Source organism: Pedococcus sp. KACC 23699 (assembly GCF_045348425.1).
Taxonomy (GTDB): Bacteria; Actinomycetota; Actinomycetes; order Actinomycetales; family Dermatophilaceae; genus Pedococcus.
Map to the genome: position 1 here is coordinate 3,467,669 of NZ_CP157483.1, position 11,852 is coordinate 3,479,520.

Annotated in this window: 12 protein-coding genes; 9 read left to right on the forward strand and 3 right to left on the reverse strand. The window is 71.5% G+C overall.

The window, feature by feature from the left end; genetic code table 11:
- Window position 1 precedes the first annotated feature (1 nt).
- Window positions 2-589 (reverse strand): DUF3000 domain-containing protein, encoded by a 588-nt coding sequence (locus ABEG17_RS16260; protein WP_406830522.1) that lies wholly within the window; start codon window positions 587-589, stop codon window positions 2-4.
- 79 nt (window positions 590-668) lie between these two features.
- Between ABEG17_RS16260 and ABEG17_RS16265 the strand changes: the two genes are divergently transcribed.
- Window positions 669-1,493: an EamA family transporter gene (locus ABEG17_RS16265; RefSeq protein WP_406830523.1), complete on the forward strand. Its 825-nt coding sequence runs from the start codon at window positions 669-671 to the stop codon at window positions 1,491-1,493.
- A 33-nt stretch (window positions 1,494-1,526) separates the two neighbouring features.
- Complete coding sequence (hemE, locus tag ABEG17_RS16270; RefSeq protein WP_406830524.1) at window positions 1,527-2,573, forward strand: uroporphyrinogen decarboxylase; 1,047 nt, start codon at window positions 1,527-1,529, stop codon at window positions 2,571-2,573.
- Window positions 2,574-2,594: 21 nt separating this feature from the next.
- Here the strand turns inward: hemE and ABEG17_RS16275 are convergent, their stop codons facing one another.
- Window positions 2,595-3,575, reverse strand: a complete 981-nt coding sequence (locus ABEG17_RS16275) for a DUF4349 domain-containing protein (RefSeq protein ID WP_406830525.1) — start codon at window positions 3,573-3,575, stop codon at window positions 2,595-2,597.
- A 116-nt stretch (window positions 3,576-3,691) separates the two neighbouring features.
- Here ABEG17_RS16275 and hemG point away from each other — a divergent pair, with 116 nt between their 5' ends.
- The 4 genes from hemG (at window position 3,692) to ABEG17_RS16295 (ending at window position 7,628) form a co-directional block, all read left to right on the forward strand.
- A complete protein-coding gene (hemG, locus tag ABEG17_RS16280) occupies window positions 3,692-5,116 on the forward strand; it encodes a protoporphyrinogen oxidase (RefSeq protein WP_406830526.1) in 1,425 nt (474 codons plus the stop codon).
- Between the two features lie 4 nt (window positions 5,117-5,120).
- Complete coding sequence (gene hemQ / locus ABEG17_RS16285; protein ID WP_406830527.1) at window positions 5,121-5,822, forward strand: hydrogen peroxide-dependent heme synthase; 702 nt, start codon at window positions 5,121-5,123, stop codon at window positions 5,820-5,822.
- 170 nt (window positions 5,823-5,992) lie between these two features.
- Complete coding sequence (locus ABEG17_RS16290) at window positions 5,993-6,604, forward strand: hypothetical protein (RefSeq protein ID WP_406830528.1); 612 nt, start codon at window positions 5,993-5,995, stop codon at window positions 6,602-6,604.
- A gap of 127 nt (window positions 6,605-6,731) precedes the next feature.
- Complete coding sequence (locus ABEG17_RS16295; protein ID WP_406830529.1) at window positions 6,732-7,628, forward strand: cytochrome c oxidase assembly protein; 897 nt, start codon at window positions 6,732-6,734, stop codon at window positions 7,626-7,628.
- A 10-nt stretch (window positions 7,629-7,638) separates the two neighbouring features.
- Here ABEG17_RS16295 and msrB read toward each other — a convergent pair whose 3' ends face one another.
- Window positions 7,639-8,064 carry a peptide-methionine (R)-S-oxide reductase MsrB gene (gene msrB / locus ABEG17_RS16300; RefSeq protein ID WP_406833223.1) on the reverse strand — a complete coding sequence of 142 codons (426 nt, stop codon included), beginning with the start codon at window positions 8,062-8,064 and terminating at the stop codon, window positions 7,639-7,641.
- Between the two features lie 127 nt (window positions 8,065-8,191).
- Here msrB and ABEG17_RS16305 point away from each other — a divergent pair, with 127 nt between their 5' ends.
- Genes ABEG17_RS16305 through ABEG17_RS16315 form a run of 3 tightly spaced genes read left to right on the forward strand, consistent with a single transcriptional unit; the run spans window position 8,192 to window position 11,789 of the window.
- Window positions 8,192-10,351 carry an ATP-dependent DNA ligase gene (locus tag ABEG17_RS16305; RefSeq protein WP_406830530.1) on the forward strand — a complete coding sequence of 720 codons (2,160 nt, stop codon included), beginning with the start codon at window positions 8,192-8,194 and terminating at the stop codon, window positions 10,349-10,351.
- Window positions 10,348-11,517 (forward strand): alpha/beta hydrolase family protein, encoded by a 1,170-nt coding sequence (locus ABEG17_RS16310; RefSeq protein WP_406830531.1) that lies wholly within the window; start codon window positions 10,348-10,350, stop codon window positions 11,515-11,517. The genes ABEG17_RS16305 and ABEG17_RS16310 overlap by 4 nt, the downstream gene beginning before the upstream one ends.
- A 2-nt stretch (window positions 11,518-11,519) precedes the next feature.
- Entirely contained in the window at window positions 11,520-11,789 is a 270-nt protein-coding gene (locus ABEG17_RS16315) for a hypothetical protein (protein ID WP_406830532.1), read from the forward strand.
- Window positions 11,790-11,852: the final 63 nt, after the last annotated feature.

Consider the following 11,852-nt stretch of genomic DNA (forward strand, 5'->3'; position numbering starts at 1 on the left):
GTCAGCGCCGTGGCCCGGGCAGCGCGATGACTCCCTCGGGCAGCGGGGGGAGCCCGGCGATCGTGCACAGCAGGTCGGACCAGGCAATGAGGTGGGCGCCGACGTTGCCTGCCACCGGGGTCCACGACGCGCGGACCTCCATCTCGACGCTGGCCGGGCGGTCGGACAGGCCGGCGAAGCTCTCGGAGACGACCCGGGTCACGGTGCCGGCCTCGGCCGTGTAACCGAGGTGACGGGACTCCAGGGCATCGGTCAGCCACGACCACCCCACGGCACCCAGCATCGGGTCGTTGGCCAGCTCCGGCTCGAGCTCGGCACGGGCGAACGTCACCGCCCGCCAGGCACCGTCCCAGGGGTCCGGTGCGGAGGGGTCGTGCAGAAGCACGAAGCGACCCGAGGCGAGCTCGTCCTCGTCGTCGGCGGCGCCCACGACCTCGGCGGTGAGAGCCACGGCATACGGAGCGATGCGCTGCGGAGCAGGCACCTCGGTGAGGCGGATCTCGGGGCGCAACCGCGCACCTCGCAGGTCGCTGAGCGCCTGCGTGAACTCGGGTGACTGGTCGCCGGGGACCGTTCTGCTGCCCACCATCAGAGCGTATGTCGCCGGGTCGCCCTTGGGGGGGAGGCTGCGCCCGCGTCGTGTCGCGCTGCCCGGATAGCGTTCGTGGGTGCTCTCCCTCCTCGCCCTCGCCTCCAGCGCGGCCTGGGGCACGTCCGACTTCTTCGCCGGGCTGTTCTCGCGTCGGCGCCCGGCGGTGGCCGTGGTCGGCTGGACCCAGGCGCTCGCCTTCCTCGCGCTCAGCGTCGTCGTGCTCACCCAGCTCGGGGAGGTCACCGGGTCCGGGTGGCCGCTGTGGTCGATCGGGGCCGGACTGTCGGGCCTCACCGGCCTGCTGTGCTTCTACACCGCCCTGTCCACCGGGACGATGGGCGTCGTCGCCCCGATCGCGGCCCTCGGGGTCGCCGTGCCCGTGCTGCTCGGCGTGGCCACCGGCGACCAACCGCCCGCACTCACCTGGGTCGGCATGGGCGTCGCGGTCCTCGGGGCGACCCTGGCGTCGGGGCCCGAGCTCAGCGGCGACGTGTCGACGCGGCCGGTGGTCCTCGCCGGGATCGCGGCGGTGGGGTTCGGGCTGGCGTTGTTCTGCCTCGACCGTGGGGCGCGCAGCTCGACCCTGATGACGCTGTGGGGGATGCGTGCCACGTCGGTCGTCGTGTTCTGCGTGGTGGCCCTGGTCACGCGGTCGCTCGGAGGCGTCGTGGCGCGCGAGGTGCCGCCCCTGTTCCTCATCGGCTGCGGCGACCTGACGGCCAACGGGCTCTTCGCCATCGCGTCGTCCCGGGGCGAGGTGAGTGTCGCCAGCGTCCTGGGCTCGCTGTTCCCCGTGGTGACCATCGTGTGGGCGCGCCTCGTCCTCAAGGAACGGTTGCGCCCGGTTCAGCAGGCTGGAGCCCTGCTGGCGCTCGCGGGTGCGGCGATCATCGCCGTGTGAGCAGGGCTTCGCGCGCAACCTAGGATTGGCCGCGTGACCTCCCCCCTCGACACCCCCCTCGACTCAGCGCTGGTCAAGGCTGCCCGCCGCCAGCCCGTGACCCACACCCCGGTGTGGTTCATGCGCCAGGCCGGGCGCTCGCTGCCCGAGTACCGCAAGGTCCGCGAGGGCGTCGGCATGCTCGAGTCCTGCCGCCGCCCCGACCTGGTCACCGAGATCACGCTGCAGCCCGTCCGTCGCCACGGGGTGGACGCGGCGATCTTCTTCTCCGACATCGTCGTCCCGCTCGCGGCCGTGGGGGTCGACCTGGACATCGTCGCCGGCGTCGGCCCGGTCGTCGCCGAGCCGTTCCGCTCGCGTGCCGACCTCGACCGGTTGCCCGAGCTCACGCCCGACCTGGTCCCCGACATCACCGAGTCGGTGCGCCTGCTCGTCGCCGAGCTCGGCGCCACCCCGCTCATCGGGTTCGCCGGGGCGCCGTTCACCCTCGCGAGCTACCTCGTCGAGGGCGGCCCCAGCAAGAACCACGAGCACACCAAGGCCCTGATGTACGGCGACCCCGAGCTGTGGCACGCCCTGTGCGCGCGGCTCGCGCAGATCTCGGGCGCGTTCCTCGACGTGCAGGCGGCTGCCGGTGCCTCGGTCGTCCAGCTCTTCGACTCGTGGGTGGGCAACCTGCCCCGCGCCGACTACGAGACGTACGTCCAGCCGCACTCCCGCGTGGCCCTGGCCGCTGTGGCTCGTCACGGCACACCGACGATCCACTTCGGGGTGGGCACCGGGGAGCTGCTCCCGGCCATGGGCGCGGCGGGCGCCGACGTCGTCGGGGTCGACTACCGCGTCTCCCTCACGGATGCGCTGGCCCGGCTCGGCGACGGGTATGCCGTGCAGGGCAACCTCGACCCCGCCCTGCTGTTCGCGCCGTGGCCGGCGCTCGAGGCCAAGGTCCGCTCCATCGTCGAGGAGGGAAAGGCCGCTCCCGGCCACATCTTCAACCTCGGTCACGGTGTGCTGCCCTCCACCGACCCCGATGTCATCACCCGGGTCGTCGAGCTGGTCCACGAGGTCGGCGCCCGCTGACCCGGGTCCAACCGGTCCCGGCTACTGCGGGAGGACCGTGGACGCGGTGGGCGCCGTCGGCACGGGGCGGCGACGACGCCACACCACCCACAGGGGCACTCCCACGATGGCGCCGGCCGCGGCGAACGGCACCACGGCGCCGACGATCGTCAGGACGACGCGGACCGAGGACGAGAAGGCGTCCCACCCACCACTGAGGCCGGCCATGAACCCGGTGGCCTTCGCCGGTGCGGGAGTCGCGATGACCCCGGACTCGGTGGTGAGGCTGATCTGGACGGGTGCGCGGGCGACGCTGTCCTTCAAGGCCGCCAGCTGCGCCTCCAGGGCCTCGAGGTCGGCCTGTCGACGGCTGACCTCGGCCTCGAGGTTGACGATCTGGGTGAGGTCGGTGGCCTTCGTCATGAGGGCGCGCACGCGTTCGACGCTGGCCCGCATGGTCTCCAGCCGCGACTGGGTGTCGACGATCTGCTTGCCGACCTCGTCGCTGGAGCTCTCCGAGCGGATGACCGTCCCGAGCTGGCCCAGCTCGGCCATGACCGTGTCGAGCTGCGTCGCGGGGACGGAGAGGGTGATCTCCGCGTACGTCGTCGCGCTCACCTTGGAACGGTCCTCCAGCGGGACGTAGCCGCCGCCGGTGCCGATGTTCTCGGCCAGGACGATGCCGTCGGAGGCTGCGGACAGGGCCCGGACCGCGGCCACCGCCCGCGAGAGGTTCGTGACCTTGAGGGCGACGGTGGCCCGGCGGGCCAGGGTCGAGCCAGGGGCGGTGAGGACCGCGGGGTCCACGGCGGCGGGGGCGACGGCGGCGCTCTCCTTGGCGCCCTGCTTGGGGGCCGGTGCCCCGGCCGAGGTGTCGGCGCGGGCGCCTGAGTCGGCCCTGCTCCCGGACGAGTTGGCGGACGAGGAGCTACCGGAGCTGCCGCTGCAGGCGGCCAGCGTCAGGGCGGCGAGGAGACCGGCCGTGAGGCCGACGAGAAGGCGGTGCGGACGATCACGGAACATGGCGACCCCCAAGGTCATCGTCGAGCGAGCGGGTGATGCCACTCGGACCGGGCAGGTCGGGCGGGCGTTCCGACCCTGCGGTGTCGAAACAGTCACGATGTTGAAAGGGTGGGGCCATGGTCGGGTCGCGGGTCGTCGTCATCGGTGGAGGCATCACCGGGCTCACCGCTGCCTGGCAGCTGCTGGAGTCCGTCCCCGGGGCAGACATCACCGTCGTCGACGCAGCCGACCGCCCCGGCGGCAAGCTCCGCCGCGAGCCGGTGGCGGGGGTGGCCCTGGACGTGGGTGCAGAGTCGGTCCTCGCCCGGCGCCCGGAGGCACTCACGCTGATGTCCGAGCTCGGCCTCGACGACCAGGTCGTGCACCCGGAGGCGACGACGGCGAGCATCTGGTCGCGCGGTCAGCTGCACCCGATGCCGCGCGGCACCCTGATGGGCATCCCGTCACCGCCGTCCTCGGCTGCCGGAGTGCTCTCGGCAGAGGAGATAGAGCGTGCTGAGGCCGAGACGCCTTGGCCCTCAGGCGAATTCGACGACATCTCGGTCGGTGACTACGTCGCCGCGCGACTCGGGGACGCCGTCGTCGACCGGCTGGTGGAGCCGTTGCTCGCCGGCGTCTACGCAGGTCGCGCCAGGCGCCTGTCCCTGCGCGCCTGCCTCCCGCAGGTGTATGCCGCCGTGACCGCAGGTGCCTCGCTCACGGATGCCGCGGCCACGGCGGCGCAGACCTCGGCGTTGTCCCCGGCCGGCTCCACGGCCCCCGTCTTCGCTGGTCTGCACGGGGGAGTGGGACGCCTGGCGGAGTCGCTGTCGGAGACGCTCCGCTCGCGCGGGGTGACGATCCTCAGCAGCACCATCGCCCGCGAGCTGCGCCGTGACGGCGCGGGTTGGACGGTCGTCACCGGTGCCCGTCCGGCTCCGCGGACGCTGGGCGCCGATGCTGTCGTCGTCGCGGTGCCGTCGGCGCCCGCGGCCCGGATCGTCGAACCGCACGCGGCCGCCGCAGCCGCGGCGCTGCGGGAGATCGAGTACGCGTCCATGGCCATCGTGACCCTCGCTGTCGACTCCTCCGGGGGCCCCCTGCCGGGGTCGGGCTTCCTCGTGCCGGCCGTGGACGGTCGCACGATCAAGGCGAGCACGTTCTCGTCGACGAAGTGGCGCTGGACGGCCGAGGCTGCCGAGGACCTTCTCTTCCTGCGCGCGTCGGTCGGTCGGTACGGCGAGACCTTCGACCTGCAGCGCCCCGACGCGGAGCTGGTCGGTATCGCGGTGGCCGAGGTCAGCGAGGCGCTCGGCCACCAGCTCCCGCGGATCGCCGACGCGCACGTCCAGCGGTGGGGCGGCGCGCTGCCGCAGTACACGGTGGGGCACGTCGACCGGGTCGCCAGGATCCGGACCGCGGTGGCCGGCGTCCCTGGGCTGGAACTGGCCGGCGCGGCATACGAGGGGGTCGGGATCCCGGCCTGCATCGCGAGCGGTCGGGCCGCCGCGCTGGCCGTGACCACCCACCTGCGCGCCCGCAGCGGCGACGCGGGAGAATGAACCCATGACTGGCAAGCCCACCCCGTCCCGGATCCGCGAGATCAACGACTCCATCAGGTATGCCATGTGGTCGGTGTTCAGCGTCACCGCACCGCTCGGTGACGACCGGGAGCAGATGGCCAAGGAGGTCGAGACCCTCTTCGGGGAGCTCGAGGAGAAGGGCGTCCTGACGCGGGGTGTCTACGACCTCGGCGGCATGCGGGCCGACTGCGACTTCATGGTTTGGTGGCACGCCGAGAAGATCGAGGACGTCCAGGCGGCGTACCGCGCGTTCCTGCGCACCGACCTCGGCCACCTGCTCGAGCCGACCTGGTCGGCGGCAGCCCTGCACCGCCCGGCGGAGTTCAACAAGAGCCACATCCCGGCGTTCCTCGCCGACGAGACGCCCAAGGACTTCATCTGCGTCTACCCGTTCGTGCGGTCCTACGAGTGGTACCTGCTCGACGACAAGGAGCGCCGCGACATGCTCCGCGAGCACGGGCAGATGGCGCGCGACTACCCCGACGTGCGCGCCAACACCATCGCGTCGTTCGCCCTCAACGACTACGAGTGGGTGCTGGCGTTCGAGGCCGACGAGCTGCACCGCATCGTCGACCTGATGCGCGAGCTGCGCGCCTCCCGGGCCCGGATGCACGTCCGCGAGGAGCTGCCGTTCCACACGGGGCGGCGCGTCGAGGTCGCCGAGCTGCTGCGGTCCCTTCGCTGACGCGGACGGCACGTCGGGACGAAAGTCCCTGCGGCCGTAGGGATGTGGCGCGCGCCACACGCAGGTGAGGACGATGGTCCCGGTCAGGGGGGCCTCGGCCCCCCGATGCTGAAGGTGCCCACACGGGCGACCACCGGGGCCGCGAACCCCGTTCAGCGGGAGACGAATCCATGCGACGCAGAACCTTTGACACGCTCCTCACCATCGGCGGCCTCATCCTCGCCACCGTCCTGCTCGCCGCCGGCGGGCTGCTCATGTGGGCAAACAACTTCGTCTCGGCGAACGTGCACAGCCAGCTCGCCGACCAGAAGATCACAATGCCTTCGGGGAAGGCGATCGAGGACCCGCTCATCAAGCCGTACCTGTCGCAGTACGCGGGTCAGGAGCTGACCACGGGTGCCCAGGCGAAGGCATACGCCGACCACTACATCCTCGTCCACATGAACAAGGCGAGCGGTGGCAAGACCTACGAGGAGGTCAGTGGCCAGTTCATCGCCGCCTCGGCCGACAAGACGGCCGACCCGGCCACCGTCGCCGAGCTCGGCCAGCTGCGCCAGACGCTGTTCATGGGCAACACCCTGCGCGGCCTGCTGCTCAACGCGTACGCCTTCGGCACCATGGGCACCATCGCCCTCTGGGGGGCGATCGCGGCCTTCATCGGTTCGGGCCTGATGTTCATGCTCAGCTTCCTCGGACTGTGGCACCGTCGCACCGTGCCCGCCGAGGAGGAGGTCCGTATCGGAGTGGGCCACCCAGCCGCTCCGGCTCCCGCTGTCGGCTAGGCGGCCAGCACCTGCGGACACCGCGAGCCCCCGGCCACCAGGCCGGGGGCTCGCACTCGTCCTGCCTCCCACGGGCGACGATGCATTTCCTCAGCCGCGTCTCAGGTGACGGGAGCAGGCTCGGGGGGTGCCAACCTTCGGCTTCAGCGACGTGTTCACCGCGTGGATGCTGTCGCCGGTCGGAACCGTGCTTGCCGTGCTGCTGACCGCCGGGTATGCCGCCGCCCTCCTGAGGCTCCGGCGTCGCCACGAGCGCGTGCCCGTCCTGCGCGTGGTCACGTTCGCCGTCCTGGGCGTCGGCACGCTCGTCCTGGCCACGGACGGTGGCCTGGCCGTCCACCGTGACACCTCGTTCGTGGCGGCCGCAGCCCAGTCGGCTGTCCTGGCCGCGATCACGCCGATGGGGCTGGCGCTGGGTGACCCCGTCGGACTGTGCCTGCGAGCCCTGGGCGCCGGACCGGCCGCCTCGCTGCGCCGCGCACTCGGTGGACGGGTCGTCCGGGTCGCGATGTTCCCGCTCATCGGCTCCGTCGTGGCGACCGGGCTGCACCTGGCGATGTTCGTGACGCCGTGGCTCGCCGCGTCGTTGCAGCACGCGTGGCTGCGGGAGGCGACCTACGCGCTCCTCGTCGGCACGGGGCTGATGTTCGTCCTGCCCCTGCTCGCCGACGAGCTGACCCCGGTGTGGTGCACGCCGGGGGTCCGCGTCCTGATCGGTTTCGGCGACGGACTGCTCGATGCCGTGCCGGGCGTCGTGGTCATGGCCGCGCCCGCCCTCCTCGGCGCGCCGGTCGCCGCATACCTCGCTGCGGCGGACCCGCTGTGGGAGCAGCACGTCGGTGGCGGGGCGATGTTCGGCCTGGCCGAGGTCGTCGGCCTGCCGCTGCTCGCGGCGACCGTGGCGGCCTGGGTCCGCGCCGATCGCGTCGAGGCGGCGGCGGTCGACGCACGCCTCGACCTCGAGCCGGTCTCCGACCGTCCATGGTGGGAGACCGACCCGAGGTTCGGCGGCCCGGGCAGCTGACGAGCGGGTGTCAGCCCTGGTCGGCGGGGCGCAGCGTCATCGAGATCGAGTTGATGCAGTAGCGCTGGTCGGTCGGCGTGCCGTACCCCTCGCCCTCGAAGACGTGACCGAGGTGGCTGCCGCAGTTCGCGCAGCGGACCTCGACGCGCTTCATGCCCATCGAGACGTCCTCGATGTACTCGACGCTGTCACCTGCGAGGGGGGAGTAGAAGGACGGCCAGCCGCAGTGGCTGTCGAACTTCGTGCCCGAGGTGAACAGCTCAGCGCCACAGGCGCGACAGGCATACACGCCCTCGGTCTTGGTGTCGGTGTACTCCCCGACGTACGGGCGCTCGGTCCCCGCCTGGCGCAGCACCTGGTACTCCGCCGGGCTGAGCTCGGAGCGCCACTCGTCCTCGGTCTTGGTCACGGCATACGTGCGGTCGGTCTGGTCCATGCTCACGTCACGACTCCTTCGGTTCAGTCTCACGTCGTGCTCAACGCTGCCGACCTCGAAATTGGTCCCTGGCAGGCACCCCCGATTCTTGCGGGTCCCTGACGCACCCGCCGGATAGGGTCGGGCCATGGCGGCAGCGGCGACGACGGTGGAGGTGCCCGGGGGGCCTTGGGGGGACGCGCGAGAGGTGCGGATCTCCAGCCCGGACCGGCTGATCTGGCCCGATGACGGGCTCACCAAGCTCGACCTGGCGCAGTACGCCGTGGACGTCCGGTCGGGCTTCATGAACGCCCTCGGCCACCGCCCGGTGACGCTCCAGCGCTTCCCGGAGGGGATCGCGGGCGAGGAGTTCTGGACCAAGAACCCGCCCAAGGGCATGCCCGACTTCATCACCCCGGTGATGTGCACCTACCCCTCGGGGCGCAAGCACCTCCAGGTCGTCGTGGACGAGCCCGCTGCGGTCGTGTGGGCCATGCAGATGAACACCGTGACCTTCCACCCGTGGCCGGTACGCACCGCTGACGTCGACAAGCCGGACGAGCTGCGCATCGACCTCGACCCGCAGCCCGGACGCACCTTCGCCGATGCCGTCGAGGCCGCGGTCGCGTTGCGCGAGCTGCTCACCGAGATCGGGCTGACCGGGTGGGTCAAGACCTCGGGCAATCGTGGGGTCCACGTGTTCGTCCGGGTCGCGCCGACCCACGAGTTCCTCGACGTGCGCCACGGGGTCATCGGCATCGCGCGCGAGCTCGAGCGCCGCCTGCCCGACCTCGTGACCGCCGCCTGGTGGAAGGAGGAGCGGGGCGAGCGGGTGTTCGTCGACTTCAACCAGGCGTGCCGCGACCGCACCATCGCGTCCGCGTACAGCCCGCGCCCCCTCCCCGGCGCGCCGGTCAGTATGCCGCTGGGCTGGGACCAGCTGGTCGGGGTGGACCCGGGGGAGTTCACGGTGCGTACGGTGCCCGGCATCCTCGCGTCGTCCGGTGACGCCTGGGCCGGGATGGATGAGGCGGTCGGTGATGTCCGCGGTGCGATCGCGTTGTGGGACAAGGACATCAACGAACGCGGCCTCGGTGAGCTCAACTTCCCGCCGGACTACCCGAAGATGCCGGGCGAGCCGCCACGGGTGCAGCCGAGCAAGCGGCGGACCGACAAGGCCGACGCGGACTACATGACACCCAAGGCCGACCGTGACGCCGAGCTGCGGGAGCAGTGGGGGCCGGTGCCGCCGCCCGTGGCACCGATGCTGGCCAAGCCTGTGAAGGGGATCCCGACGGGGGACTACCTGTTCGAGCCGAAGTGGGACGGGTTCCGTTCGATCATCTTCCGGTCCGGCGACTCGGTCGAGATCGGTAGCCGGAACGAGAAGCCGATGACGCGCTACTTCCCCGAGGTGGTGTCGGCGGTCCTGGAGAACTTCCCGGACCAGGCTGTCGTCGACGGCGAGATCGTCGTCGTGGGGTCGTCAGGGGACCGGCTCGACTTCGAGGCGCTGCAGCAGCGCATCCACCCGGCGGCGAGCCGGGTGAAGAAGCTCGCCGCGGAGACGCCGGCGCAGTTCGTGGCGTTCGACCTGCTGTCGCTGGCCGGGGAGGACCTGACGGGCCGGCCTTTCTCGGAACGTCGGTCGTTGCTCGAGGAAGCGTTTGGCTCGGTGGCTGCTCCTATCCACCTGACCCGCGCCACGCGCGACCCCGAGGTGGCGCACGAGTGGTTCGAGCAGTTCGAGGGCGCCGGGCTCGACGGGGTGATCGCCAAGCCACTGTCGGGCACGTACGAGCCGGACAAGCGGACGATGCTCAAGATCAAGCACGTCCGCACCGCTGACTGCGTGGTTGCCGGGTACCGCACCCACAAGACGGGCGACGACCTCATCGGGTCGCTGATGCTGGGGCTCTACGACGACGACGGCTCGTTGATGAGCGTCGGGGTCATCGGTGCGTTCCCGATGGCGCGACGCAAGGAGCTGTTCGAGGAGCTCCAGCCCCTGGTGACGACGTTCGAGGACCACCCGTGGGCCTGGGCGGAGCAGGAGGCCGGGACGCGGACCCCGACCAGCGGGGCCACGAGCCGGTGGAACGCCGGCAAGGACCTGTCCTTCACTCCGCTGCGGCCCGAGCGCGTGGTCGAGGTGAAGTACGACCACATGGAGGGCATCCGTTTCCGCCACACCGCACAGTTCGTGCGGTGGCGCGAGGACCGCGACCCGCGGTCCTGCACCTACGAGCAGCTGGAGGAACCCGTGAGCTTCGACCTGGCCGACGTCCTGAGCGAGGCGGGTCGATGAGCCTGGAACGTCGGCCGTTGCGCACGGCTGCCACGGTGGCTGGTGTCACCGCGGGCTCGCTGGCTGCGACGGCGGCGGTCTCCTCGGTCGGCGTGGCCGCCTACGTCGCCCGCCGGGCCCTCACACCGGACCGGCAGCGGCCCGACGACACCCACATCCTGGCCGTCGACGACCGGGTGGTGACGCTCGGCGTCACGCCGGAGAGTGTCGTGCCGGGTCGGTACGGGTTGTGGCTCGACGGCTCCTCGGGTCACGTGCGGCTCGGCGACGTCCTCGACGTCGACGAGGACAGGGGTCGGGTCCGTCGTGAGGTCCTCGGCCTCGACTCGGGCCACCTGGCGCCGGGCTACGGGAGATGGGACCAGTACTTCTACGCGGGTCCGCCCGACCGGGCCCTGGGCCTGCGCACCGAGTACGTCGACGTCCTCACCGAGCTCGGCACCATGCCTGCGTGGGTGATCCGGGCCGAGAAGCCGTCCACCCGGTGGGCCGTGCTCGTGCACGGCCGTGGCGCCCGGCGCGACGAGGGGCTGCGCGCCGCGAGACCACTTCACGACAGCGGGATCAACATCATCATCCCGTCCTACCGCAACGACCTCGGTGCCCGTCACGGTGCCGACGGGCGCTACAACCTCGGGCTGTCGGAGTGGCGTGACATCGAGGATGCGGCGCTCTTCGCGGTGCAGGAGGGAGCCCGCGAGCTCATCCTCGCGGGCTGGTCGATGGGTGGGGCGATCGTCCTGCAGACGTTGAGCCGGTCATGGCTCGCCGACTACGTCTCGCACGTGGTCCTGGACGCCCCAGTCATCGACTGGACCGACGTTCTCGTGCACCACGCGCGGATGCACGGCATCCCCGACCCGATCGGCGGACTGAGCCGGCTCCTGATGGGACGCAGGCTCACCCGACGTCTCGCGGGCGTCCACGACCCTGTCGACGTGGCGCAGACCGACTGGGTCAGCCGGGCCGCGGAGCTCAAGCACCGCACGCTGATCATCCACTCCGTCGACGACGAGTTCGTCCCTGTCGGTCCGTCGCAGCAGCTCGCTGCTGCCCGCCCCGACCTCGTGACGATGGAGCACTGGGACACCGCGCGCCACACCAAGGAGTGGAACGTCGACCCGCAGCGCTGGGAGCGCTCGGTCGCCGACTTCGTCAGCAGCTAGCGGTGAGCGACTCCACGGTGAATCCGGTCAAGGCCGGTGACGTACCCATCCTCTTGGCCGTGCTGGGGCGGGTCGAGGGTGAGATCCGCGGTGGCGCACACGATGCTCAAGCGGTACGAAGCCTCGGCGAGAGGTGCCTTGCCGCTGGTCTGGTCGCTGATGACGTGCCACTGACGAGCGAGGGCGTTGCAGACGTGTTGGAGGGCATCGGGCAACGCCTTCGATACGCGCTGGGTGAGTACGGCCAAGACCCGACCCAACCGCCTCAGTGACCACCTCACCCTGCCGGCGATGGGCGGCTGCGGCCGGATCGAGGGTCGGGTCACGGATCCGCG

Coding starts and splice junctions, on each gene's coding strand:
- hemQ (WP_406830527.1), top strand. CDS start 5,121: ATGACTGGCAAGCCCACCCCGTCCCGGATCCGCGAGATCAACGACTCC.
- ABEG17_RS16260 (WP_406830522.1), bottom strand. CDS start 589: ATGGTGGGCAGCAGAACGGTCCCCGGCGACCAGTCACCCGAGTTCACG.
- hemG (WP_406830526.1), top strand. CDS start 3,692: ATGGTCGGGTCGCGGGTCGTCGTCATCGGTGGAGGCATCACCGGGCTC.
- msrB (WP_406833223.1), bottom strand. CDS start 8,064: ATGGACCAGACCGACCGCACGTATGCCGTGACCAAGACCGAGGACGAG.
- ABEG17_RS16290 (WP_406830528.1), top strand. CDS start 5,993: ATGCGACGCAGAACCTTTGACACGCTCCTCACCATCGGCGGCCTCATC.
- ABEG17_RS16275 (WP_406830525.1), bottom strand. CDS start 3,575: ATGTTCCGTGATCGTCCGCACCGCCTTCTCGTCGGCCTCACGGCCGGT.
- ABEG17_RS16310 (WP_406830531.1), top strand. CDS start 10,348: ATGAGCCTGGAACGTCGGCCGTTGCGCACGGCTGCCACGGTGGCTGGT.
- ABEG17_RS16305 (WP_406830530.1), top strand. CDS start 8,192: ATGGCGGCAGCGGCGACGACGGTGGAGGTGCCCGGGGGGCCTTGGGGG.